The 21132-nt window shown below is 69.4% G+C and carries 20 protein-coding genes and 2 tRNA genes; 11 read left to right on the top strand and 11 right to left on the bottom strand.

Annotation, left to right across the window (positions count from 1 at the left end):
* The first annotated feature begins 56 nt into the window (after positions 1-56).
* From AB7878_RS02195 to AB7878_RS02160, 8 genes are all read left to right on the top strand, one after another.
* Entirely contained in the window at positions 57-2075 is a 2019-nt protein-coding gene (locus AB7878_RS02195; RefSeq protein WP_369492784.1) for an OPT family oligopeptide transporter, read from the top strand.
* Between the two features lie 128 nt (positions 2076-2203).
* Positions 2204-4876 (top strand): bifunctional lysylphosphatidylglycerol flippase/synthetase MprF, encoded by a 2673-nt coding sequence (gene mprF, locus AB7878_RS02190; RefSeq protein WP_369492783.1) that lies wholly within the window; start codon positions 2204-2206, stop codon positions 4874-4876.
* A 26-nt stretch (positions 4877-4902) separates the two neighbouring features.
* Positions 4903-5685 (top strand): AcvB/VirJ family lysyl-phosphatidylglycerol hydrolase, encoded by a 783-nt coding sequence (locus tag AB7878_RS02185; RefSeq protein WP_369492782.1) that lies wholly within the window; start codon positions 4903-4905, stop codon positions 5683-5685.
* 46 nt (positions 5686-5731) lie between these two features.
* Positions 5732-6073, top strand: a complete 342-nt coding sequence (locus tag AB7878_RS02180; protein WP_369492781.1) for a carboxymuconolactone decarboxylase family protein — start codon at positions 5732-5734, stop codon at positions 6071-6073.
* A 75-nt stretch (positions 6074-6148) separates the two neighbouring features.
* The gene (locus AB7878_RS02175) at positions 6149-6535 is read left to right on the top strand and encodes a YajD family HNH nuclease (RefSeq protein ID WP_369492780.1); all 387 of its coding nucleotides are present in this window, start codon (positions 6149-6151) and stop codon (positions 6533-6535) included.
* Between the two features lie 13 nt (positions 6536-6548).
* Positions 6549-7040, top strand: a complete 492-nt coding sequence (locus AB7878_RS02170) for an HXXEE domain-containing protein (protein ID WP_369492779.1) — start codon at positions 6549-6551, stop codon at positions 7038-7040.
* 69 nt (positions 7041-7109) lie between these two features.
* A complete protein-coding gene (locus AB7878_RS02165) occupies positions 7110-8180 on the top strand; it encodes a class I SAM-dependent methyltransferase (protein WP_369492778.1) in 1071 nt (356 codons plus the stop codon).
* Positions 8177-8884 (top strand): pseudouridine synthase, encoded by a 708-nt coding sequence (locus AB7878_RS02160; protein WP_369492777.1) that lies wholly within the window; start codon positions 8177-8179, stop codon positions 8882-8884. Before AB7878_RS02165 ends, AB7878_RS02160 begins: the two co-directional genes overlap by 4 nt.
* A 7-nt stretch (positions 8885-8891) precedes the next feature.
* Here the strand turns inward: AB7878_RS02160 and AB7878_RS02155 are convergent, their stop codons facing one another.
* From AB7878_RS02155 to AB7878_RS02140, 4 genes are all read right to left on the bottom strand, one after another.
* Positions 8892-9227, bottom strand: coding sequence for a YkgJ family cysteine cluster protein (locus AB7878_RS02155; protein WP_369492776.1), 336 nt, complete (start codon positions 9225-9227; stop codon positions 8892-8894).
* A gap of 45 nt (positions 9228-9272) precedes the next feature.
* Positions 9273-9857: a DUF1415 domain-containing protein gene (locus AB7878_RS02150; RefSeq protein ID WP_369492775.1), complete on the bottom strand. Its 585-nt coding sequence runs from the start codon at positions 9855-9857 to the stop codon at positions 9273-9275.
* A 116-nt stretch (positions 9858-9973) separates the two neighbouring features.
* A tRNA-Ala gene (locus AB7878_RS02145) sits at positions 9974-10049 on the bottom strand.
* 73 nt (positions 10050-10122) lie between these two features.
* A complete protein-coding gene (locus AB7878_RS02140; RefSeq protein WP_369492774.1) occupies positions 10123-11235 on the bottom strand; it encodes a ribonuclease D in 1113 nt (370 codons plus the stop codon).
* Between the two features lie 102 nt (positions 11236-11337).
* On the opposite strand from AB7878_RS02140, the gene AB7878_RS02135 reads away from it, so the two are divergent.
* The 3 genes from AB7878_RS02135 (at position 11338) to AB7878_RS02125 (ending at position 14934) form a co-directional block, all read left to right on the top strand.
* Positions 11338-13278 carry an SUMF1/EgtB/PvdO family nonheme iron enzyme gene (locus AB7878_RS02135; RefSeq protein WP_369492773.1) on the top strand — a complete coding sequence of 647 codons (1941 nt, stop codon included), beginning with the start codon at positions 11338-11340 and terminating at the stop codon, positions 13276-13278.
* A gap of 109 nt (positions 13279-13387) precedes the next feature.
* Positions 13388-13780 (top strand): HU family DNA-binding protein, encoded by a 393-nt coding sequence (locus AB7878_RS02130; protein WP_139351676.1) that lies wholly within the window; start codon positions 13388-13390, stop codon positions 13778-13780.
* A 224-nt stretch (positions 13781-14004) separates the two neighbouring features.
* Positions 14005-14934 carry a Dyp-type peroxidase gene (locus AB7878_RS02125; protein WP_369492772.1) on the top strand — a complete coding sequence of 310 codons (930 nt, stop codon included), beginning with the start codon at positions 14005-14007 and terminating at the stop codon, positions 14932-14934.
* A 130-nt stretch (positions 14935-15064) separates the two neighbouring features.
* Here the strand turns inward: AB7878_RS02125 and AB7878_RS02120 are convergent.
* From AB7878_RS02120 to AB7878_RS02090, 7 genes are all read right to left on the bottom strand, one after another.
* Positions 15065-15150: transfer RNA gene (locus tag AB7878_RS02120), tRNA-Leu, on the bottom strand.
* A gap of 25 nt (positions 15151-15175) precedes the next feature.
* The gene (locus AB7878_RS02115) at positions 15176-15757 is read right to left on the bottom strand and encodes a cysteine dioxygenase family protein (protein WP_369492771.1); all 582 of its coding nucleotides are present in this window, start codon (positions 15755-15757) and stop codon (positions 15176-15178) included.
* A 68-nt stretch (positions 15758-15825) separates the two neighbouring features.
* Positions 15826-16953 carry a homoserine O-acetyltransferase MetX gene (gene metX, locus AB7878_RS02110; protein ID WP_369492770.1) on the bottom strand — a complete coding sequence of 376 codons (1128 nt, stop codon included), beginning with the start codon at positions 16951-16953 and terminating at the stop codon, positions 15826-15828.
* Between the two features lie 3 nt (positions 16954-16956).
* Positions 16957-17997: a tetratricopeptide repeat protein gene (locus AB7878_RS02105; protein WP_369492769.1), complete on the bottom strand. Its 1041-nt coding sequence runs from the start codon at positions 17995-17997 to the stop codon at positions 16957-16959.
* Entirely contained in the window at positions 17994-18440 is a 447-nt protein-coding gene (locus AB7878_RS02100; protein WP_369495702.1) for a cytochrome c-type biogenesis protein, read from the bottom strand. Before AB7878_RS02100 ends, AB7878_RS02105 begins: the two co-directional genes overlap by 4 nt.
* A gap of 128 nt (positions 18441-18568) precedes the next feature.
* A complete protein-coding gene (locus tag AB7878_RS02095; RefSeq protein WP_369492768.1) occupies positions 18569-19111 on the bottom strand; it encodes a DsbE family thiol:disulfide interchange protein in 543 nt (180 codons plus the stop codon).
* Positions 19108-21087 (bottom strand): heme lyase CcmF/NrfE family subunit, encoded by a 1980-nt coding sequence (locus tag AB7878_RS02090; RefSeq protein ID WP_369492767.1) that lies wholly within the window; start codon positions 21085-21087, stop codon positions 19108-19110. Before AB7878_RS02090 ends, AB7878_RS02095 begins: the two co-directional genes overlap by 4 nt.
* Positions 21088-21132: the final 45 nt, after the last annotated feature.

The following is a 21132-nucleotide window of genomic DNA, read 5'->3' as shown; positions in this document are numbered from 1 at the left end:
CGGTACGCCCGATCCACGCTATCGTGCGCGGCAGCGTCCATCCGGGGAGTACCAGCGTGAACCCATCCGCATCCAGCGCGTCCTCGCGCGCCGAACTGACCCTGCGCGGCCTGGTCATCGGCATCGTGATCACCGTGGTGTTCACCGCGGCCAACGTGTTCTTCGGCCTCAAGGCCGGCCTCACCTTCGCCACCTCGATCCCGGCGGCGGTGATCTCGATGGCGATACTGCGGGCGATGAAGAACTCCACGATGCAGGAGAACAACATCGTGCAGACGGTGGCCTCGGCCGCCGGCACGCTGTCCTCGATCATCTTCGTGCTGCCGGGCCTGATCATCATCGGCTGGTGGAACGGCTTCCCGTTCTGGATGAGCTTCGGCATCTGCGCCACCGGCGGCATCCTGGGCGTGATGTACACGATCCCGCTGCGCCGCGCGCTGGTGACCGACTCGGACCTGCCGTATCCGGAAGGCGTGGCCTGCGCCGAGGTGCTCAAGGTGGGTTCGGCGGGCGGCGAGGAGGCCGCCGAGTCGGTGGAATCCGGTGGCGCGGGCCTCAAGGCGGTGATCGTGGGCTCCATCGTCTCGGCGGTGTTCTACGTGGTGGTGCAGACCAAGGTGTTCGCCGAAGCGGTGTCCAGCTACTTCCGCATGGGCGACCGGGGCGCGGCCACCGGTTTCGACTTCAGCCTCTCGTTCGCGCTGTTCGCGGTGGGCCACTTGGTGGGCCTGTGGGTGGGCGTGGCGATGCTGGTGGGTGCGCTGATCGGCTGGGGCTGGGCGGTGCCGCACTTCCTCGTGCTGCACCCTGTCGCGGGTGCAGCCGCGGATGCCGCCCAGGCCACCTGGAACCATTCCGTGCGCTTCGTGGGCGCGGGCACCATCGGCGTGGCCGCGATCTGGACGCTGGCCAAGCTGGTGAAGCCCGTCATCGGCGGCCTCGCCGGCGCGATGCGCGCCTCGAAGGCGCGCAAGAGCGGCCAGTTGCACACGCTGCCGCGCACCGAGCACGACATGCCGATCGGCATGGTCGGCCTGATTACCCTGCTGTGCCTGATTCCGGTGGGCTACCTGCTCGGCCACTTCGCCAATATCAGCGGGCTGGGCGAGCACGCCACGCTGCTGGTGATCGGCGGCGTGCTGTTCGTGATCATCCTGAGCTTCCTGGTCTCGGCGGTGTGCGGCTACATGGCAGGCCTGATCGGCTCGTCGAACAGCCCGCTGTCGGGCGTGGGCATCCTCGTCGTCATCATCGCCGCGCTGCTGCTGGTGCTGGGCGTGAAGTCCATGGTGCCGGCGGACGCGGGCAAGGCGCTGGTGGCGTTCGCGCTGTTCATCACCGCGATCGTGTTCGCGGTGGCTTCGATCGCGAACAACAACCTGCAGGACCTCAAGACCGGCCAACTGGTCGACGCCACGCCCTCGCTGCAGCAGTGGGCGCTGGTGATCGGCGTGATCGCCGGCGCGCTGGTGATCCCGCCGGTGCTGGACCTGCTCAACCAGGCTTACGGCTTCCTCGGCGCGCCCGGTGTCGACCCCGCGCGCGCGCTGCCGGCGCCGCAGGCGGGTCTGATCTCGGCGCTGGCGCAGGGCGTGATCACCGGCAACATCGACTGGAGCCTGATCATCATTGGCGGCGTGATCGGCGTGGCGATCATCGTGCTGGACGAGATCCTCGTGCGTATCTCGAAGTCGATGCGCCTGCCGCCGCTGGCGGTGGGCCTGGGCATCTACCTGCCCACCTCGACCACGCTGATGGTGGTGGTGGGTGCGCTGGTCGGCGCCTGGTTCGACAAGCGCGCCGATCGCGGTCCCAGGCCCGAACCCACCAGGCAGCTCGGCGTGCTGCTGGCCTCGGGCCTGATCGTGGGCGAGAGCCTGCTCGGCGTGATCGTGGCCGCGCTGGTGGCGTTCTCCGACAAGCTCGGCTTCGCCAACCGCAACGCGCCGCTGGCGCTGGTGGGCGAGGGCTTCCACGGCGCGGCGATCTGGATCGGCGGCATCGTGTTCGTGGCCAGCGTGGTGCTGATGTACCGCTGGATCGCGCGCATGGGGCAGGGCACGTCTGCACAGTGATCGCGGACACCGTTCATCGCCTGCAACAAGGCCTGCTCTAAACTAGTGGGGTACCGGGGCCGGCGCACTGTCCGGGCTCGGCTTCGCCGGTCAATCACTTGGATGATCGACCGGCGGACGATCCATCCGTGAATCGAGTCATCGGGCTGTTTCTCGACAGCTCGCCAGGTACCTCCCAGGGAAACGAGCGTCGCGTGGAGCAGGAAAAAGTCGAGCAGGTGCCACGCACGGATGATGCCCTGAGCCCGCCCAGCCAGCGGGCGGTGCTGCTGCGGCGCATCGCCGGGCCGCTGCTGTCGGTGGGCATGCTGGTGCTGGCGCTGTGGGCGCTGCATCTGCTGGCGCGCCACGTCACCTATCACGAGATCCGCGAATACGTGGCCAGCGTGTCGCGCGAGCGCCTGCTGCTGGCGATCGTGCTGACCACGCTGGGCTTCGGCGTGATGTCGCTGTACGACCGCTTCGGCTTGCAGGCCATCGGCAGGAAGCTGCCGTGGCGGCGGGTCACCCTGATCTCCTTCATCAGCTACGCCTTCAGCAACGCGGTGGGCATGTCGTTCCTGGTGTCGGGTTCGATCCGCTACCGCTTCTACCTGCAGAACGGCCTCTCCACCGCCGAGATCGCCAAGCTGGTGCTGTACTGCACGCTGAGCTTCTGGCTGGGCCTGCTGGCGCTGACCGGCGTGACCTTGCTGATCGTGCCCTTGCCCTCGGGCCTGCCGCTGAGCGACTGGCGGTTCACCGTGGCCGTCGCGCTGACCGCGATCCCGCTGGCCTGGGTGCTCGGCGGCTTCATCCGCAGGCCGCTGAAGCTGTGGCGCTGGCGCGTGCTGCTGCCGCGGCCGGCTTCCGCGCTGCGCCAGGTGCTGGTGGGCGCGCTGGACTGGTGGCTGGCCGCCGCGGTGATGTACGTGCTGATGCCGGACAGCCTGCACGCCGGCTTCGGGCATTTCCTGGCGATCTTCGTGATCGCGCAGATCGTGGGCCTGGTCAGCCACGTGCCGGGCGGCCTGGGCGTGTTCGAGACGGTGATGCTGGCCGGCTTCCACGCCACCACCGACAAGCACCTGGCCGCGCCCATCCTCGGCGCGCTGGCGATGTTCCGCATCGTCTACTACCTGATGCCGTTGTGCGCGGCGACCATGCTGGTGCTGCAGCGCGAGGCGCGCGGCCTGCGCCGGCAGTCGCTGTGGTCGCCGTGGTTCAACGGCCTGCTGCCGTCGTTCTTCGCCGGCCTGACCCTGGTGTCCGGCGCGGTGCTGCTGTTCTCCGGCGCGACGCGGGCGTTGCCGGAGCGCATGGCGATCCTGCGCGACGTGCTGCCGCTGTCGGTGCTGGAGGTCTCGCACCTGCTGGCCAGCGTGATCGGCATGCTGCTGCTGATCCTCGCCCGCGGCCTGCAGCGGCGGCTGGACGCGGCCTACTGGCTGACCCTGGTGCTGCTGGTGGCCGGCGCGGTGCTCTCCCTGCTAAAGGGCATCGACTACGAGGAAGCGAGCCTGCTGGCCTTGCTGGCGCTGGCGCTGGCGCCGGCACACCGGCTGTTCTACCGGCGCGCCTCGCTGTTCAGCACCAGCTTCTCGGTGGGCTGGATCGTGGCGATCGTCGCGGTGTTCGGCTGCGCCACCTGGCTGGTGATGTTCAGCTACAAGCACGTGGAGTACAGCAGCAGCCTGTGGTGGGAGTTCAGCTTCCACCAGGGCGGCGCGCCACGTGCGTTGCGCGCACTGGTGGCCGCGGCGGCGGCGGGCCTGCTGTTCGCGCTGGCGGCGCTGATCAAGCCGCAGCGCCTGCGCCGCGTGCCGCCCAGCGAGGCGGAACTGCAGCGCGCGCTGCCGCTGATCCGCGGCTTCCATTCCGCGCAGGCGCACCTGGCCCTGATGGGCGACAAGCACCTGCTGTTCGACGAGCAGGGCAAGGCTTTCCTGATGTACGACACCGAGGGCCGCAGCTGGGTCACCATGGGCGACCCGGTGGGCACGGACGAGGACGCGCGGCGCGAGCTGGTGTGGAGCTTCATGGAACAGTGCGGACGCGCGGGCGGCTGGCCGGTGTTCTACCAGGTCTGCCCCGAAGACCTGGACATGTACCTCGAAGTGGGCATGAACCTGCTGAAGATCGGCGAGGAGGCGCGCGTGCGGCTCGCGGATTTCAACCTCGACGGCAAGACGAAGAAGACCCTGCGCGGCACGATCAACAAGCTGGGCCGCGACGGCCTGCGGCTGGAGATCGTGCCGGCGGACGCCGTGGCGCCGCTGCTGCCGCAGCTGAAGGAGATCTCCGACGCCTGGCTGGCCGACAAGCACGCGCGCGAGAAGCGCTTCTCGCTGGGCGCGTTCGACCCGCGCTATCTGGTGCGCACGCCGATGGCGCTGGTGTGGCAGGGCGAACGGATCGTGGCCTTCGCGAACCTGTTCCTCACCGAGACGAAGGAAGAAGCCTCGCTGGACCTGATGCGCTTCGCGCCGGAAGGCCCGTCCGGCCTCATGGATTTCCTGTTCGTCGAGCTGATGCAGTGGGCGAAGCAGCAGGGCTACCGCTGGTTCAACCTGGGCATGGCGCCCTTGGCCGGCCTCACCAGCCGGCGCCAGGCGCCGCTGTGGAACCGCTTCGGCGCGCTGGTGTTCGGCCGCGGCGAACGCTTCTACAATTTCCGGGGCCTGCAGCGCTACAAGGACAAGTTCGATCCCGAATGGGAGCCGCGCTACATGGCCGTGCCCGGCGGCATCGCGCTGCCGATGATACTTGCCAACGTGGCCAGCCTGATCTCCGGTGGCCTCACCGGAGTCGTGCGTCGATGAGCCTGTCGAAACGAGGAAAGCGGATCATGTGGGCAGGTATCGGTGCATGCGTGTTGGGAGTGGCCCTGGTCTGGACGCCGTTCTCCAAGCCGAGCCTGGAGAACTCCACCATCGTGCTCAATCCTGCGGCCGGCGTGCAGGCGCCGGCGGGCGAGGACGACGTGCTCACCATCCTGTATTCGGGCGACGGCGGCTGGGCCGACCTCGACAAGCAGCTCGGCAACGCCTTCGCGGCGCGCGGCATCCCGGTGCTGGGCATCAACGCGTTCAAGTATTTCTGGCGCAACCGCGACCCGAATGTCGCCGCTGTCGAGCTCGACGCGCTGATGACGAAATACCTCGACCAATGGCACAAGCGGCGCGTGTGGCTGGTGGGCTTCTCCTTCGGCGCCGACGTGCTGCCCACGCTGATCGACAAGCTCAGCCCGGCCAACCGCGCGCGGATCACCCAGCTGGTGCTGCTCTCGCCCAGCCGCGACACCAGCTTCGAGATCCAGTTCGAGGGTTACATGATTACGCAGGGGCGCTTCAAGGCCTTCGTGAAGACCGTGCTGGAGAAGTTCAACAAGGTGCCGCACTACGACGCGCTGCCGCCGGTGGTGGCGCTCAAGCACCAGTTCCCGGTGATCTGCTACTACGGCAAGGACGATGCCGACGACAGCCTGTGCACCGACCCCGGCCTGCCCGCGTGGGTGACCGTGCATCCCAAGAACGGCGATCACCATTTCGAGGGTGGCTACCAGCCGCTGGCGGCGCAGATGATCGACGAGATCCCGGCCGCCGCGACGGTCGGCAACACGGCGCATTGACGGGCCCTGCACCACACTCGGCACCTTCCCAACGGGAGACGCCCACATGCTCGATTGGCTGGAATACCGCAAAGAATTGCTCGGCCGCATCGGCGAGATCGGCAAGCTCAGCCCCGACACGCTGCGTGGCTATCAGACCCTCAGCGCCGCCGGCAGCAAGACCAACCACCTGGACGCCAAGACTCGCGAGCTGATTTCGCTGGCCGTGGCGGTCACCACCCGCTGCGACGGCTGCATCACGGTGCATACCGGCGAGGCGCTGAAGCACGGCGCCACCCGCGAGGAGATCGCCGAGGCGCTGGGCGTGGCGGTGGCGATGAACGCCGGCGCCGCGATGGTGTACTCGGCACGCGTGCTGGACGCGGTGGCCGCGCACAGCGGGGCGTGACCGCCTGCCGCGGGATGTCCGGGCGGCCGCGACCGTCGCATAATGCTCGCCGCGATTGACCGGACAGCCCGCGCCATGCCCAGCACCAAGATCCCCGACGAAGCCAGACTCGACCGCATCGTGGCCGAGGCGCGCCGTGCGGCCGAACAGCGCGAGCAGGGCTATCGCGAGCGCGCGCTGAAGATGTACCCGTGGGTCTGCGGCCGCTGCGGCCGCGAGTTCACCCGTGCGAACGTGCGCGAACTCACCGTGCACCACCGCAACCACAACCACGACGACAACCCCGCCGATGGCAGCAACTGGGAGCTGCTCTGCGTGTACTGCCACGACAACGAGCATTCGCGCCATATCGACCACGTGCGCGGCGCCGGCTACGAGCTCGCCGCGCCCGAACAGGCGCCCGCCACCGGCAACCCGTTCGCCGACCTGAAGGCGATGCTGGAAGCGAAGGACCGGCGCTGAGCGGCGCGTACGCATGTCGCTGACGGCGCTCGGCTGGCTGTTCACGCTCGGCGTGCTGGCGCACAACGCGGAGGAGGCTTGGCGGTTTCCGGCCTGGTCGGTGCGGGCGGGCAGGTGGCAGGTGCCCGTGGCGGCGCCGGTGTTCCGCTTCGCCGCCCTCGCGCTGTCGGGCCTGTTCATCGCGATCACCCTCGCCGCGTCATTTTCCGCGGCCGGCGGTGTGGCCGCTTACCTGATGGCTGGCTACGCGTTGGCGATGGTGCTGAATGTCTTCCTGCCGCACGTCCTCGTCACCGTCACGACGCGCCAGTACATGCCGGGCACGGCCACGGCGCTGTTGCTGAACCTGCCGCTGGGGTCGCTGTACTTGCGGCAGGCATGGTCGGAACGCCGCGTCGAGCCGCACGTGTTCGGCTGGGCCGGTCCGCTGGTGGTGCTGGCGATCCTGGCCGTGATGCCGCTGCTGTTCGCCTTGGGCCGCAAGCTGCGCCCGGTTTCTGCCTGACGCGGTGGCCTCGTGGGCCGCGCATCGCAGGCACCGTACAATGGCCGCCCGTTTCCTTCCGAAATCGCCGTGACTGCAGCCGGTTTCTCCGTGGCCACGCCCGAGGCGGCGCTGGATGCCCTGTTCGTGCCGTTTACCGGCGGCGACTTGTCGCTGCCAGCGGACGGTCGCGTGTTGTTCCTGCGCGCCCGCGCCGGCGTGCGCCTGCGCGAACTGGCCCGGCCGGGCTGGCTGTGCGAGCAGAGCTTCCTGCCGTTCGCCGACGAGCTGGCGCGCTGCGGCCTGCGCGTGGGCGAGCCGGCGGAAGGCGAAACCTTTCCGCTGGTGCTGTTGTTGCCGCCGCGCCAACGCGACGAGGCGCGTGCCTTGTTCGCCCGCGCTCTGGACCTTCTCGCACCCGGTGGCACATTGGTGGCAAGCATGGCCAAGGCCGAAGGCGCGAAGTCCGGCGAGGCGGACCTGAAGCAGCTGGCCGGGTCGGTGGCCAGCCTGTCCAAGCATCACTGCCGGGTGTTCTGGGCCACGCCGCAGCCGGACGCGATCGACCGCGCGCTGCAGGACGCATGGCGCGCGCTGGACGCGCCGCGTGAAACCGCCGACGGCTGGTGGAGCCGTCCCGGCCTGTTCGCCTGGGATCGCGTGGATCGCGCCTCCGCCTTGCTCGCCGCGCACTTTCCGGTCGACCTCGGCGGTCGCGTGGCCGATCTCGGCGCGGGCTACGGCTATCTCGCCACGCAATTGATCGAGCATTGCCCCGGCATCACCGCGCTGGACCTGTACGAGGCGGAAGCGCGCGCGCTGGAGCCCGCCCGTCGCAACGTCGTGAACGCGCTGCGCGCCGCGGGCCGCGACTTTCCTGTCAGTGTGCATGGGCACGATGTCACCCGCGGCCTGCCGCAGTGCTACGACACGATCGTCAGCAATCCGCCGTTCCATCTTGGCCGCGCCGATCTGCCGGAACTGGGCCGCGCCTTCATCGCCAGCGCCGCCGCCGCGCTGACGGCGCAGGGCCGCCTGCTGATCGTGGCGAATCGCCACCTGCCGTATGAGGCTCTGCTCACCGCGCGCTTTGCCGATGTGCGCCAGCTCGCCATGCAGGACGGCTTCAAGGTGATCGAGGCCCGCGGGGTGCGCGCATGAAGCTGGTGAAGCTGCTCGCCAACCTCGGCTACGGCAGCCGCAAGGACGTGGCCTGGATGTTCCGCGAGGGCCGCGTCACCGATGCCGACGGCGAGGTGCTTTACGCCGACGACAAGGTCGAGCACGCGCGCATCCGTCTCGATGGCGAGCCGCTGGACCCGCCCACGGGCCTGGTGCTGATGCTGCACAAGCCGCTGGGTGTCACCTGTTCGCGCAAGGATCCCGGCCGCGTGGTCTACGACCTGTTGCCGTCGCGCTACCGCATGCGCGAGCCCGCGCTCTCCACCGTGGGGCGGCTCGATCGCGACACCTCGGGCCTGCTGTTGCTCACCGACGACGGCGCGCTGCTGCACCGGATCATCTCGCCCAGGGCCGAGGTGGCCAAGGTCTACGAGGCCACGCTGGCGGATGACCTGCGCGGCGACGAAGCCGCGCTGTTCGCCAGCGGCACGCTGCTGCTGGAATCGGAAACCACGCCGCTTGCCCCGGCCACGCTTGACGTGCTCGGTCCGCGCCATGCGCGGCTGACCCTGCACGAAGGCCGCTACCACCAGGTGCGTCGCATGTTCGCCGCCACCGGCAACCGGGTGGAAACGTTGCAGCGCGTCGCTATCGGTGCGCTCGCACTGGACGCGCTGGCGCCGGGCGAGTGGCGCGCGCTGGAAGCGGACGACGTGGCGCGGATCTTCGCCGGCGCGAGATGAATCGGCGTCAGCGCAGCACCACCGGCGTGGGGATGGGGTGCGCGCTGCGCCACTTGTCACGCTCGTGACGACAGCTGGGGCCGCCCATCGCGTACTTGCGGCAGATGCCGGGGCGCTCCTCGTAGATGCTGCAGCGCATGCTCACCGGGTCGAGCGCGGCGCACCAGCCTTCCTCGCTTTTGGCCAGCGTCTCCATGCCATGCGCATCGCGGTGGATCAACCAGGCGGGCACGTGGTCGTCAGGCATCAGCACCACGGTGAGGCGGCAGCATACGGCTTCGCAGGCGTCGCAATGCACGCGCGGATCGATGCTCTCGGCGTAGGGGTCGGTATTGGTATTCACTCGTCAGCATGACAGCTGTCGCCGTGCGGCATGTGAAGCGCAGGTTCAATCGGTGTCGCGCCACAGCGCCTGCCAGCCGGTGAGGCCGAGCCGGCGCAGCGTATCGATGTTGCGCCGGTAGATCTCGTCGGTGTCGCTCATCGCCTCCATCGCGCGTTCCACGCTGGCCTCGCGCAGCAGGTGCAGGGTGGGATACGGCGAGCGGTTGCTGAAGTTCTCGCTGTCGTCCGGTGCGCTGTCGGCGAACTGGTAGGCCGGATGGAAGCTGGCCACCTGCAGCACGCCGTCCAGCCGCAACGCTTCCACCGCGGCATCGGCCACGTCGAGGAAATCGTTGTAGTCGAGGAAGTCGCCGAACACCGCCGGATGGATCAGCAAGGTGGTCTCGCAGTCGGCCGGGTCGGCCGCGGCCAGGCTCTGCAGTTCGCCGCACAGGTCGTCGAGCAGGGCGTCGCTGTCGCGCGCGTGGCTCACCGCATAGCGTATCGTCCCCTGCACGAACGGCGCCCGCGCGAACGGACACAGGTTGAGCCCGACCACCGCGCGCTCCACCCAGCATCGGGTCGCCTCGATGTACGGCATGTCCACAGGCGTGAGGCCGGCTGTGATCGCGTCGCTGGGTTGGGGCATGGCCGCCTCGGATGATGGGCTGTCGCCCGCGCCAGCATGCTACGCCGCGCGGCCAAAGAAAAACCGCGCCGAGGCGCGGTTTCAGGAGTATTGCAGGGTGTTCCGGGATATTGAATTGGTGGAGCGGAGGAGGATCGAACTCCCGACCTTCGCATTGCGAACGCGACGCTCTCCCAGCTGAGCTACCGCCCCACGCGAGTCGCGCATCTTAGCAGCGGCCGGCGGTCACGCCAAGACCCTGCGGCGGTTTCGGCGGGTGTCGGCTTCAGCCTGGGAGCAGGGTGGGCAGCTGTTCGCGCAGCACCGTGCCGCGCCAGCCGTCGAGGAAATCCGGCCACTCGCGGGTGACCACGTATTCCTCCAGCACCTTGCGCGGGCAGAGCAGGCCGGGCGGCAGGTCCAGCTCGGTGGCGCGCGCGTCGACCAGGGTCTTCATCGCGTTCAGCGCCTGCTTGGCCGCGCCCTGCGGGTGGGCGGGAATGGGCGCGGTGGCGGCGATCTCGTCCGCTTCGACGGGTTCGCGCAGCAGGGCGAACAGCTCGCCGCGCTGGGCGCTGCGCAGGGCGCGCTGGCCGCGGCCGCGCTGTTCGAGTTCGGCGAGGCTGGCAGGCGGCTGCTGGGTCAGGCTCAGCGCCAGCGCGTCGTCCACCAGCCAGGGACGCGGGCGATCCAGCGTGCGCGCGCTGCGGTCGCGCCAGAGCAGTAGGCGGCGCAGCAAGGCCTGCTGTTCCGGCCGCCACTCGGCGGCGCCGCGCAGCGCGCGCTGCGGTTGCGGGTCGCCGTCGCGATGGCTGGCGCGTTGCTTCAGCCGTGCGCAGTCCTCGGCGAACCAATTGCTGCGTTCGCGCTGCTGCAGGCGTTCGGCGAGCTGGGCGTGGATGGATTGCAGGTACACCACGTCGAGCGTCGCGTAGCTGCGCTGCGAGGCGGTGAGCGGGCGCTGCATCCAGTCCGAGCGCGTCTCGCCCTTGTCCAGTTCGTCGCCGCACAGCTCCGCGACCAGCGCGCGGTAGCTGATGCCCAGCCCCATGCCGACGAAGGCGGCGGCGATCTGGGTGTCGAACAGCACGCGCGGGCCGTCGGGCAGCAGCGGCGCCAGCGTTTCCAGATCCTCGCTGGCGCTGTGCATCACGGTGACGGCGTCGCCCGCGCCCAGCCCGGGCTGCAGCGCATCGCCGATCGCGAAGGCCAGCGGATCGACCAGCGCGTGGCGGCCGCGGCAGCCCAGCTGCAGCAGGGCAAGCTGCGGATGGAAGGTGTCGCGGCGCATGAACTCGGTGTCCAGCCCGACCACGGCATCCGCCGGCACGTCGTCCAGCCAGGCTTGCAGCGTGGCGCGGTCGGCGATCCAGTCGGCGGTGACGTCGGGCAGGGGCATGCGGGGGATCCTTGAAAAAAGCGGAACGTGGATTGCCCTGTCATCGACAGTGCCATAAGGTGAACGACGCACGATAACAGGCCGATCCGGGAACGCCCAAGCATGCCGAGCAACGCCACGCTGCACCGCCAACGCACCCTCGGTGGCGTGATCGGCATCGTCGTGCTGGCCTTCGGGCTCGGCTATCACTTCTTTCCGCGCCTGTTCCATGCGGAGCCGGGCGAGGTCGTGCGGCGCAGTGTGCCGAGCGCGCCAGCGGAGGCGCCCGGTGGCGCATCGACGATCAACGAGCCGGCCGCCGAGGAATTGAACGCCGGGCCGCCGCTGACCCTGGCGCCCACCGCGGTGATCGCTGCGCGGCTGAGCCGCGGGCATGCGCAACTGCCGAAGCAGCTGACGCCCGATCCGCCGAAGCTGCGCGCGCTGCTGGATCGTGCCGACAAGGCGCTTGCCGCCGGCGACCTGGGCGGCGGCAAGGACAGCGCCGCCACGCTCTACCTGCAGGCCGCAAAGGACAAGCCCGACAGCCGCCGCGCCGCGCAGGGCGTGATCGACGTGCACGCGCGGCTGGTGGCGCAGGCCGAGCGCGCCATCGCGCTGGGCAATGCCGAGGAGGCCGGCGAACAGCTGGCAGCGCTGCAGCAGCTGCCCGACAGCGCGGACGACGCGGCGCGCCTCGCCGCCGCGCTGAAGACGCTCACCGACGTGCGTCCGCTGCTGACGCAGGCGGCCGGCCTGCTGCAGCAGGGCAAGGCGGACCAGCCTGCCGGCCGCAGCGCGCTGGACATCTACCGCCAGGTGCAGCAGCTCGATCCGCAGAACGCGGTGGCCGAGCAGGGCGTGCTCGACGTGCAGCGCGTGGTGCTGGACCGCGCGCTGGCCGCGGTGGCGCAGAACGATTTCGCCGGCGCGGACAAGGTGCTGGCCGAGGCGCAGGCGATCCGCCCCGGTTCGCAGCAGTTGCACGACGTGCGCCAGCGGGTGGACGACATGCGCACGGCGCGCGCCAGCGGCGTGCTGGGCCAGGCGCACTCCGCGCTGGATGCGGGCAATCTCGCACTGGCGAAGCAGCTCGCCGGGCAGGCCGCGGCGATCAGCCCGCAACTGGCCGGACTCGCCGCGTTCGAGCAGCAGTTGGTCAATGCCCAGCTCTACGCCAGCCGCAAACCCGGCCAGGTATTCACGGACCGCTACGTCGACCTGCCGGGGCAGTCGCCGGCGATGGTGGTGATTCCCACCGGCAGCTTCCTGATGGGCGCGGCCGACGACGACAGCAGCCACAACGCCTCCGAGCAGCCGCAGCACAAGGTCGGCATCGAACAGGGCTTCGCGATGGCGCGCAGCGCGATCACCGTGGGCCAGTTCCGCGAATTCGTGCGCGAGAGCGGCTACGTGCCCGACTCGGTGAAGCAGGGCGGCGCCAGCGTCTACGACGAACGCAGCGGCGCGATGCGCGACGACAGCAGCGCCACCTGGCAGGACGATTACGCCGGCCGCAAGGCCGCCGACAACCTGCCGGTGGTCAACATCTCCTGGGGCGACGCCAAGGCCTACGCCGACTGGCTCAGCCAGCGCACCGGCAGAAAATACCGCCTGCCCAGCGAGGCCGAGTTCGCCTACGCGCTACGCGGCGGCACCACCACGCGCTACTGGTGGGGCGACGGCACGCCGGACCGCAAGGTGGAGAACCTCACCGGTTCGCGGGACCGCTCGCCCAGCGGCCGGCGCTGGAACCACGCGTTCAACGGCTACGGCGACGGCTACTGGGGACCGGCGCCGGCGATGAGCTTCGCGCCCAATCCGTTCGGCCTGTACGACATGGGCGGCAACGTCTCCGAATGGGTCGCTGACTGCTGGCACGACAACTTCATCCGCGCGCCGGTCGACGGCAGCGCCTGGCTCAACCCCGGCTGCAGCCTGCGCGTGCTGCGCGGCGGCTCCTGGGGCAGTTCGCCCGACCAGGCGCGCTCGGCCTGGCGGCAGGGCGCCGACGCCGGCGTGCGCAGCGGCCGGGTCGGCTTCCGTGTGGTGCGCGAGCTGTAATTTCGCCGCACCGCACTACACCAAAGCCCCTAAATTCGCGTAGATTGTGCATGCCGCATGGCCATCGCCTCGCTGGAGGCGGTGCCTTACTCAACCACGATGGATGCCCATGGCTACCAAGACCACTGCCAAGAAAGCCCCCGCCAAGGCCGCCAAGCCGGCGCCGAAGGCCGCTCCCGCCGCGATCAAGCCGATCAAGGACTCGCTCAGCAAGTCCGGCCTGATCTCCCACATCGCCCAGCAGACCAGCGTCGAGACCAAGCACGTCAAGGCTGTGCTCGCCGCGCTGGAGCACGCCGTGCTCGGTGCCGTGCACAAGAAGGGCGCCGGCCAGTTCACCTTGCCGGGCCTGTTCAAGATCAACGCGATCCAGGTGCCGGCCAAGCCGAAGCGCACCGGCATCAACCCGTTCACCAAGCAGGAACAGGTGTTCGCCGCCAAGCCGGCCACCGTCAAGGTGAAGGTGCGTCCGCTGAAGAAGCTCAAGGACGCCGCGCTCTGAGCGCGCCGCTGCCTGCCGGCGGTTCGCCGGCAGGCAGCGCCCACGGCCCGGATGACGGGCAGGACACGGGCCGCGCAAGCGGCCTGTGTCGTATCCGGCGTCATGCCGACGACTCCCGTCGATCGAGTCGCGGCATGTCCCGCATGTGTCACGCGCCATCGATCGCGCGGGATTACCGCGGGCTAGACTGTCCGCCGGAACCATGAGCCAGCGAGGAGCAGTGCGTGCCAGCTTCCATGCCGCAAGCGGTCGACACCCCACTCACCCATGCCGCCATCTTCCTGGTCGTGACGGTGAATCCCGGAACGGAACATCGCGATGCCGTGCGCGCGTTCTGCGGCGACTTGCCCGGGCTGCTGCGCGCGGTGGGTTTCCGCGATCCCGAGGGGCGGCTGTCCTGCGTCACGGCGTTCGGCTCCGAGGCCTGGGACCGGCTGTTCGGATCGCCGCGGCCGAAGGAATTGCACCCGTTCCGCGAGATCCGCGGCGAGCACCATGCGGTCGCCACGCCGGGCGACATCCTGTTCCACATCCGCGCCATGCGCATGGACCTGTGCTTCGAACTGGCGATGCAGATCACCGCCAGGCTAGGCGACGCCGTCGCCGTGGCAGACGAGGTGCATGGTTTCAAGTACTTCGACAACCGCGACCTGCTCGGTTTCGTCGATGGCACGGAAAATCCCGTGGGGCAGGACGCGACCGGCGCCACCGTGATCTGCGACGAGGACGCGGCGTTCGCCGGCGGCAGCTACGTGATCGTGCAGAAGTACCTGCACGACCTGAAAGGCTGGGATACGTTGCCCGTGGAAGCGCAGGAAAAGATCATCGGCCGCACCAAGCTCGCCAACGTCGAGCTCGACGACGCGGTGAAGCCGAGCTGCGCGCACAACGCATTGACCACGATCGTCGAGGACGGCGAGGAGCTGGACATCGTGCGCGACAACATGCCGTTCGGCGACGTGGGCAAGGGCGAGTTCGGCACCTATTTCATCGGCTACGCCAGGTCCCCGCGCCGGATCGAGCTGATGCTGCAGAACATGTTCGTCGGCAACCCGCCGGGCAACTACGACCGCCTGCTCGACTACAGCCGCGCCGTCACCGGCTCGCTGTTCTTCGTGCCGCCCGCAGCGTTTCTGGATAGCTTCGCGGACTGACGGGTCGCACAGCGCCTTGGAGACGGCCGGCCGCCACCCTCGGCTTGCAGACGTCGCAAGCAAGCGCGAAGCGGCCTCATCCGCCCGGATTGCGGGCAAAACAAAGGCCCCGAACGGGGCCTGAGTCTCTTGGTACCGGTGATAGGACTCGAACCTACACTCTGTCGCCAGAAGCGGATTTTGAGTCCGCCGCGTCTACCATTCCGCCACACCGGCACGTGGGCTGTGCATTATGCCGGGATCAGTGCACCGGGTCGAGGCCCAACTGGCGCTCGCAGCGCTCGTAGCCGGTTTCGCCGGCCAGCGGCTGGAACACCGCGCAGTGGGTCATGTTGCCGGAGTAGATGTGCAGGCTGACCGCGATGTCGCGGTCGCTGGGGTTGCGGATGGTGTGGTACTCGTGCGGCGGGATCAGGCTGCCGGCGGAGCCGGGGCCGGCCTGCACCGAGCCCACCGGCTGGAAGCGGCAGTGGCCGTCGCTGTCGTCCAGCCGCTCGTACTGCACCACGTCCAGCGCGCCGCGCCACACGCCTTCCACGCACCACATGCCGGCATGGTCGTGGATCGGCGTGCCCTGGCCCGGGCCCCAGGTCATCGCCACCACGCAGTAGCCGTGATCCTCGCTGCGGTACAGCTCGCGTCGCGCGTAGCGGCCTTCGGCGGTTTCCAGCACGCACTCCGGCAACTGGACCTCGTTGCCGCGGATCAGCCTGCACAGGCTGTTGCGCAGGCTGTCGGTGATCGCCGGCGTGCTGCTTTGGGCGACCGCGGTGTCGATCGCGGCGATCAGCTGGCGACAGCCGGGAAATTCGGTGGTGAGCATGGCGTTCTCGGTAAAACTGGCAAGGTGGCCCCATTCTACCAGTGCACCGCGAGCAGGTTCCTCGACGGTCAGAGCCGCGCGAGAAAGCCGCCGATCGCGCGGCTGTAGTTGTCGATGTCGACCAGGAAGGCGTCGTGGCCCTGCGGCGAGTCCAGCGCCACGAATTCCACGTGCGCGCCGGCGGCCTGGAGGCCTTCGGCGATCTGCTCCTGCTGCTCCAGCGGGAACAGGATGTCGGTGCTGACGCCGATCACCAGCGCGCGTTCGATGCGGATGCGCTTGAGGCCTTCGGCCACGCTGCCACCACCATATTCAGCGATGTCGAACCAGTCGCTGGCGCGCGAGAGGTAGAGGTAGCTGTTCGGGTCGAAGCTGCGCACGAAGCGGCGGGCGTGGCCTTCGAGGTAGGACTCCACCTGGAACTCGAAGCCGAACGGCTGCTGTTCCTCGCGCTGCTCGGCGTCGAGGCGGATGCGCGCGAAGCGGCCGTTCCATTCCATCGCCGAGCGATAGGTGATGACGCCCAGCTTGCGCGCGATGCTCATGCCCATGTCGGGGTAGCGCGTGCCATCGGCATGGATGTCGTAATTGCCGCCGGCCCAGTTCGGGTCGAGCCGGATCGCCTCGCGCTGCAGCGAGCGGATCGCGATGGCGAACGGCTGCGCCTGCGGCGCGGTGTCCACGCTGACATGGGCACGCACCGTGCCGGGATGCAGCAGCATGTAGGCCAGCGCAGCCATGCCCCCCATCGAGCAGCCGACCAGGCAGGCGAGGCGCTCAATGCCGAGGTCGCGCACCACGTCGTGCGCGGCGTTCGCCACGTCTTCCAGCGCGAGTTCCGGGAAGTTCAGCCGGTACGGTTCGCCGGTGGCGGGGTTGGTGGAGGCGGGGCAGGTGGAGCCCTTGTCGCTGCCCAGCGAGTTCACGCAGATCACGAACCAGCGCGAGCTGTCGATGGCCTTGCCGGGGCCGGCCATGCCTTCCCACCAGCCGGGCGTGGGGTCTTGCTCGCAGGACATCATGTGCGCGCTGGGCGAGAGGCCGGTGAGCACGAGGATCGCGTTGTCGCGCGCGGCGTTCAGCGTGCCCCAGGTCTCGTAGGCCACGCGCGCGCCGTGCAGCGCGCCGCCGCGCTTCATCGGGAACGGCGAGGGCAGGACACGGTAGCGGCGGGCGTCGGCCGATCCTTCGGGCATGGCTCAAAGCACCTTGTCGATGGTGATGGCGATGGTCGTCTTGCGGTCGGTGTCCACGACGCCGGCGCTGCCTTCGAGGTCGCCGGGCTGGGCGATCGGCTGGCCGCTGTGGCTGATGCGCGCGGAAACCACCACGCGTGTCACCGAGGAGAGCTTCAGCTCCGGCGTCATCGCCATCGCGTCGCTGAGCGTGGCGGCGACGGGCAGCGTGCCGGCGTCGAACTTCGCCACGGCCAGCGGCATCGGCGGGCCGCTCACGGCGCGGGCGTAGACGTAGAGCTGGTCGCCGGGCTGGAGCTTGTCCTTGAGCGCGGGAGCGAGGCTCACTTCCACCTTCAGCGCGGCGCCCTGGTTCGCGACGGGCGCGGGCTCGTCGGCGGGCTTGATGCCGGCGCGGGCCTCGGCGTTCGCGATCTGTTCGGCCACGGCCTTGGCCACGCTGGAGCCGGGTTCCAGCAGCGGCTGCAGCTTGCGCCAGGTGGCGGCGGCGTCCGCGTACTGCGTGTGCTGGAACTGGCTGATGCCGAGCAGCCACAGCGCGCGCTGGCTGTCCGGCTGCAGCTCCAGCGCGTGCTGCAGCAGGGCTAGCGCGCGGCCCTCGATCAGGTGATCGCCGCGCGCCATCGAGTCCGCCTCGGCCCAGCCCACCATCGCCGCCACGTCGTTCGGGGTGATCTTCAGCACGTGGTCCCAGGCGTCGCGCGCTTCCCCGGGTTGTTTCAGCGCGGTGGTGGCCTGGGCGAGCAGGGCCCAGCCCTGCGCATCGTTCGGCTGTTGCCGGAGGTGCGCGCGCAGTTCGGTCAGCGCCTGCTGGAAGTCCATCGGCTTGGGTGCGGCGGGCACGCCATCCAGCGCGACGGGCGTGCCGATGCGCAGGTACAGCGCGCCGGCGCCGATCGGCAGCAGCAGGGCGATGCCCAGCGCCAGCGCGAATACGCCGTGCGGACGACCCTCGCGCCGGCCGGTGCGCAGCAGCGGCACCAGCAGCAGGGCCAGCGCCACCGCGACCATCGCGGCGGCGAGCAGATAGAACGCGAGCTTCACCAGTCGTCCCCCATGTCGGCCGGCGCGTTGCCGGCCTGCCTGCCATCGGCAGGCTTGTCATCGTCGACGGCGTCGTTGCCGCGGTTGCGACGGCGGATCGCCACGGTCACCACCACGCCGCCGGCCAGCAGGATCGCCAGCGGGCCGAACCACAGCAGCCAGGTGCCGGGTTTCAGCGGCGGGTCGTACAGCACGAAATCGGAATAGCGATCCACCAGATACCGCTTGATCTCGGCGTCGCTCTTGCCCTGCTGCATCAGCTGAAACACTTCCAGGCGCAGGTCGCGGGCGAGGTCGGCGTTGGAGTCGGCCAGATTCTCGTTCTGGCAGACCATGCAGCGCAGCTGCTTCGTGAGGTTCTGGAAGCGCACTTCCTGCGCGTGGTCCTTGAACGGCAGCGGCTCGATCGCGCCGCTGGCGGCGAAGGCGTGGCCGGCAAACATCAGCAGCGCCACCACCGAAACCCGTAGGAGCGCACCCTGTGCGCGACAGCTCTTGCGCGGGCTTTCGGTGAAAGGCATTCGCGCACAGGGTGCGCTCCTACCGGAGGGGCGTTGCCACGGGAACAGGTTCATGGCGCCTCCCGCTTCACGGCGTCGATCGCCGGCTGCAGTTCCCGTGCAATCACCTCGGGGGTGAGCGGGCCGATGTGCTTGTAGCGGATCACGCCCTTCGCATCGATCAGGAAACTCTCCGGCGCGCCGTACACGCCGAAGTCGATCGCGGTGCGGCCGGGCTGGTCGGCGATCACCAGGTCGTAGGGGCTGCCGTGCTCGCGCAGCCAGCGCCTGGCGTCGTCGGGCACGTCCTTGTAGTCGTAGCCCACCAGCGGGATGCCGAGCGCGCGGCCGTCGGTCATCAGCACCGGATGTTCCTCGGCGCAGGCCACGCACCAGCTGGCGAACACGTTGAGCAGGTAGGGCTTGCCGAGCAGGCTGGCCTTGGTCACGGTCTGGTCGGGCGCATCCAGTTTCGGCAGCGCGAAGTCGGGCGCGGGTTTGTCGATCAGCGGCGACGGCACGTAGCGCGCGTCGTGCCAGCTGTTCCACCAGATGCCGAAACCGAACAGGCCGACCAGGCCGATGAAGACGAGGAGCGGCACGAAGCGCTTCATGCAGGCGACTCCTGCGGTTGCGGCTCGACCGGCGGCAATGCGGCTTCGGCCGCGATGCGCTTGGTGCGGAAACGACGGTCACCGGCGCAGACGAAACCGCCCAGCATCATCAGCAGGCCGCCGCCCCAGATCCAGCGGATGAAGGGCTTGTAGTACAGCCGCAGCGCCCAGGCGCCCTCGATGTTGTTCGCGTCCATCGGCTCGCCCAGCGCCACGTACAGGTCGCGGAACACGCCGGCGTCCACGGCCGACTCGGTCTGTACCTGCTCGCGCGCATAGGTGCGCTTCTGCGGATGCATCACCGCCACGGTGCGGCCGTCGCGCTGCACGGTGACCACGCCCTGGTCGGCGCGCCAGTTCGGGCCAGCGGTGCGATGCACGCCGTCGAAGCGGAAGTCATAGCCGGCGATGACTTCGTGCTGGCCCGGCGCCAGGCGCACGTCATGGGTGACGCTCAGCGACTCGGACAGCAGCACGCCGATCACGAACACCGCCACGCCCAAGTGCGCCAGCAGCATGCCGGCCATCTCGGCCGGGTAGCGGCGGCCGCGCGGCATGTCGCGCCAGCGCTTGAGCGCGTACAGCAGCACGCCCACGGCGATCCACACCGCCGCGGCCACGCCGGCGATCGCCTTCAATTGCCCCTGCACGAAGAACGCCGCCACGATCGCGCAGGCCGCCGCGGCGATGCCGGCGCGCAGCGCCACCTGCTTCAGCGCACCGCCGTCGGCCTTGCCCCAGTGCAGGAACGGTCCGAACGGCAGCAGCAGCACGACCGGCGCCATCAGCAGCGGGAACAGCAGGCCGAAATAGGGCGGGCCCACCGAGATGCGGCCCAGGTGCAGCGCGTCGCCGATCAGCGGGAACAGCGTGCCCAGCATCACCATCGCCGCGGCCACCGCGAACATCAGGTTGCCGATCAGCAGCGCGGTCTCGCGCGACACGATGTCGAACGGCTTGCCGCCGGTCACCTTCGGCGCACGCAAGGCGTACAGCAGCAGCGAGCCGCCCACCACGATCGCCATGAAAATCAGGATGAACACGCCGCGGCGCGGATCGGAGGCAAACGCATGCACGGAAGTGAGCACGCCCGAGCGCACCAGGAAGGTACCCAGCAGCGAGAACGAGAACGCGAAGATCGACAGCAGCAGGGTCCACGCGCGCAGGCCACCGCGCTTCTCGGTGATCGCCTGCGCGTGGATCAGCGCCGCGCCGATCAGCCACGGCATGAAGCTGGCGTTCTCCACCGGGTCCCAGAACCACCAGCCGCCCCAGCCCAGTTCGGCGTAGGCCCACCAGCTGCCGGCCACGATGCCCAGGGTGAGGAAGCCCCACGCGGCGTTCGTCCACGGCCGTGCCCAGCGCACCCAGGCCTGCTCGACTTCACCGCCGAGCAGTGCCGCGATGGAGAACGCGAACGCCACCGAGAAGCCCACGTAACCCATGTACAGCACGGGCGGATGGAAGGTCATGCCCGGGTCCTGCAGCACCGGGTTGAGGTCGGCGCCGTCGGCCGGCATCGGCAGCAGCCGGCCGAACGGATCGGAGGTGAAGATGATGAAGGCGAGGAAGCCGATCGCGACCAGGCCCATCACGCCCAGCACGCGTGCAGCGAACACCTCGGGCAGCTTGTGGCTGAGCGCGGCCAGCGCCACCGTCCACAGGTTGAGGATCAGGATCCACAGCAGCAGCGAGCCCTCGTGCGCGCCCCACACCGCGGCGATGCGGTAGTACCACGGCAGCGCGAGGTTGGAGTTGTCGGCCACGTACTGCACCGAGAAATCGAAGTGCAGGAAGGCCCACGCGAGGATGCCGAACGCCATCGCCACGAACACCGCCTGGCCGGCGGCGGCGGGGCGGGCCACCGCCATCAGCGCGCGGTTGCCGCGCCACGCGCCGATCAGCGGCAGCACGCCTTGCGCGATGGCGAGCAGGAAGGCGAGTACCAGCGCGAGCTGGCCGAGTTCGGGGGTCATGGCTGGAGGCCGGGAACGGGAAACAGGGAACGGGGAACGGTGTGT

Source organism: Rhodanobacter humi (assembly GCF_041107455.1).
Taxonomy (GTDB): domain Bacteria; phylum Pseudomonadota; class Gammaproteobacteria; order Xanthomonadales; family Rhodanobacteraceae; genus Rhodanobacter_A.
Note: the sequence above shows the minus strand (reverse complement) of the source record. Positions and strands in the feature narration are given on the sequence as shown.

What these genes read in the sequence shown, in the direction of transcription:
- AB7878_RS02185 (WP_369492782.1), top strand. Translation starts at nt 4,903, where the DNA reads ATGTGGGCAGGTATCGGTGCATGCGTGTTGGGAGTGGCCCTGGTCTGG.
- AB7878_RS02180 (WP_369492781.1), top strand. Translation starts at nt 5,732, where the DNA reads ATGCTCGATTGGCTGGAATACCGCAAAGAATTGCTCGGCCGCATCGGC.
- AB7878_RS02175 (WP_369492780.1), top strand. Translation starts at nt 6,149, where the DNA reads ATGCCCAGCACCAAGATCCCCGACGAAGCCAGACTCGACCGCATCGTG.
- AB7878_RS02170 (WP_369492779.1), top strand. Translation starts at nt 6,549, where the DNA reads ATGTCGCTGACGGCGCTCGGCTGGCTGTTCACGCTCGGCGTGCTGGCG.
- AB7878_RS02160 (WP_369492777.1), top strand. Translation starts at nt 8,177, where the DNA reads ATGAAGCTGGTGAAGCTGCTCGCCAACCTCGGCTACGGCAGCCGCAAG.
- AB7878_RS02150 (WP_369492775.1), bottom strand. Translation starts at nt 9,857, where the DNA reads ATGCCCCAACCCAGCGACGCGATCACAGCCGGCCTCACGCCTGTGGAC.
- AB7878_RS02140 (WP_369492774.1), bottom strand. Translation starts at nt 11,235, where the DNA reads ATGCCCCTGCCCGACGTCACCGCCGACTGGATCGCCGACCGCGCCACG.
- AB7878_RS02135 (WP_369492773.1), top strand. Translation starts at nt 11,338, where the DNA reads ATGCCGAGCAACGCCACGCTGCACCGCCAACGCACCCTCGGTGGCGTG.
- AB7878_RS02130 (WP_139351676.1), top strand. Translation starts at nt 13,388, where the DNA reads ATGGCTACCAAGACCACTGCCAAGAAAGCCCCCGCCAAGGCCGCCAAG.
- AB7878_RS02115 (WP_369492771.1), bottom strand. Translation starts at nt 15,757, where the DNA reads ATGCTCACCACCGAATTTCCCGGCTGTCGCCAGCTGATCGCCGCGATC.
- metX (WP_369492770.1), bottom strand. Translation starts at nt 16,953, where the DNA reads ATGCCCGAAGGATCGGCCGACGCCCGCCGCTACCGTGTCCTGCCCTCG.
- AB7878_RS02100 (WP_369495702.1), bottom strand. Translation starts at nt 18,440, where the DNA reads ATGTTTGCCGGCCACGCCTTCGCCGCCAGCGGCGCGATCGAGCCGCTG.
- AB7878_RS02095 (WP_369492768.1), bottom strand. Translation starts at nt 19,111, where the DNA reads ATGAAGCGCTTCGTGCCGCTCCTCGTCTTCATCGGCCTGGTCGGCCTG.
- AB7878_RS02090 (WP_369492767.1), bottom strand. Translation starts at nt 21,087, where the DNA reads ATGACCCCCGAACTCGGCCAGCTCGCGCTGGTACTCGCCTTCCTGCTC.